Below are 1,306 nucleotides of genomic sequence, written 5' to 3' on the forward strand. Positions count from 1 at the left end.
GCCATAGACCGCACCATCAAAATCCTCCACGCCCTCGGCTACACCGACCCCAACGACTGGAGCGACCCCATCCCCGTGCCGCCCACCAGCGGTATCCCTGGCCCAACCTCCCCAGCATCCAGCGGAGTCGAGCTGTGGATGGCGATCGCCACCAAAACCGTGCTGATTGAGTAGCGCACCCGCCCGCCCCCGGACGGCCTATCTATAGCTGTCGGGGGCTGCGATCGCCATTCTCAAGCTCACTGCGATCGATTCCTCTGCACTGGTACCTCGTTCCTTTGCACCAGCCTGCCGTTACTCTGTAACAGCCTGCCGTTTCTTAATCACGGCCTCTCGTTACTCTGCACCAGCTTACCGTTACTCTATAGCGGCCTGCCGTTACTCTATAACGGCCCCTTGTTCCTTTGCACCAGCCTGCCATTACTCTATAACGGCCTCCCGTTTCTTTATGTCGGCCTGCCGTTACGTCTTACCACTGCGCCCAAACCTTCCCCTCAAGCCCCTGCGCGCGATCGCCCAGGGGCAACAACCTTCTGTACAGCTATGGAAAATTACCCGTTTTGGCCGCCCTTGCGGTTATGCAATCGGGTCAGCGAAATACGGGCCGACTCGGCCACCTGAAACTGAGAGTCTTTTTCGAGATAGCGCAGGGCAGGCTCGGTTTTGGGGGTAGGCAAGTAGCCCAGGGCCTCGGCCAGTCGCTGGCGCACCAGCCAGTCTTCCGACTGAGCAAACTTGAGAATTTCATCGACCGCCTCTAGGTCGCCAATTTCGCCAACGGCTGCGATCGCCGCCTGCTGCATTACCGTCTCCTCGCTCTGCAAAGCTTGCATCAGCACATCGTGAGCACGCGGATCTTTCAAGTTGCCGAGAGAAACCGCCGCACTAAAGCGCACCAGCCAGTCAGTGTCTTCGTAAAACGCCCGCACCAAAGTCTCAAAAGCACGCGGATCTTCTAAATAGCCCAGCGCCCCCGCCGCATCGGCGCGAATGCCGTAGTCGGGGTCAGTCGTCAGCAGGTTAATCAGAATGTCGTACGCCTCTTCGTCGGGTTTAATTCCCAGGGCAAACACCGCCATTGAGCGAATTTGCAGATTCTTATCGTCCAAAGCCTGCCGAATTAAAGGTGCCGCCTGGGCCGCAGGCACATCGCGCAGTGAAGCCAGGGCCAGCATGCGATCTTTGGAATCTTCACTCTTGAGCTGAGCGGCAATCTGCTCTAAATCCATGGGAAAGGTGCACTATGAACGGTCTTCTTCAGTATAGAGAGGTTGGGGGTGAGGGGTAGGGGATGCATGGGTGCATG

The 1,306-nt window shown here is 57.8% G+C and carries 1 protein-coding gene; it reads right to left on the bottom strand.

The genetic code is table 11. The features are described from left to right. Window positions 1-551: 551 nt before the first annotated feature. Window positions 552-1,229: a HEAT repeat domain-containing protein gene (locus tag IQ273_RS33215; protein ID WP_194027324.1), complete on the bottom strand. Its 678-nt coding sequence runs from the start codon at window positions 1,227-1,229 to the stop codon at window positions 552-554. Window positions 1,230-1,306 lie beyond the last annotated feature (77 nt).

It is taken from the genome of Nodosilinea sp. LEGE 07298 (assembly GCF_015207265.1).
Classification (GTDB): Bacteria; Cyanobacteriota; Cyanobacteriia; order Phormidesmidales; family Phormidesmidaceae; genus Nodosilinea.